Genomic DNA, 411 nt, shown 5'->3' on the forward strand with positions numbered 1-411 from the left:
GGGATGGACCATCAATTCATGCTGGATCCAGGCGTCCGCTTCGGTGCTCATCACGCGGCCATCGAGCCGGAAGATGCGGCCAAATTGGGCGCTGTCGCCAATTTCGATCTGTTGATGGGCGGAACGTGACGCCGCAACCACATGGATATCGCCCAATGTGGCGCCTACGCCGGGTGCCAGCCATTCGGTCCAGCTTTGACGACCCCTTCGAGCCGTGCCCGGGCGTCCGGAAATACCCTCTGCTTCTGCTAAAATTGCGGTTTTCCCGCGCTCAGGTTCTCGCCGCATGTCTGCCCTCGCCCATCCCGCCACCAGCCCTTTCGCCTCGCAGCCCGCCAAATTGATGGCGGACGCCATCCGCGTGCTTGCCATGGACGCCGTCCAGCAAGCCAATTCCGGTCACCCCGGTGC

General features: G+C 63.0%; 2 protein-coding genes. One reads left to right on the plus strand and one right to left on the minus strand.

What is annotated here, in order from left to right; genetic code table 11:
* Nucleotides 1–372: class I SAM-dependent methyltransferase (locus tag AB4Z16_RS28145; RefSeq protein WP_441514594.1), on the minus strand; the 372-nt coding region annotated here is incomplete at its 3' end.
* On the opposite strand from AB4Z16_RS28145, the gene AB4Z16_RS28150 reads away from it, so the two are divergent.
* Nucleotides 344–411: hypothetical protein (locus AB4Z16_RS28150; protein ID WP_441514595.1), on the plus strand; the 68-nt coding region annotated here is incomplete at its 3' end. The two genes, AB4Z16_RS28145 and AB4Z16_RS28150, sit on opposite strands and share 29 nt — an antisense overlap.

This window comes from Allobosea sp. TAF32 (assembly GCF_052113585.1).
Classification (GTDB): Bacteria; Pseudomonadota; Alphaproteobacteria; order Rhizobiales; family Beijerinckiaceae; genus Allobosea.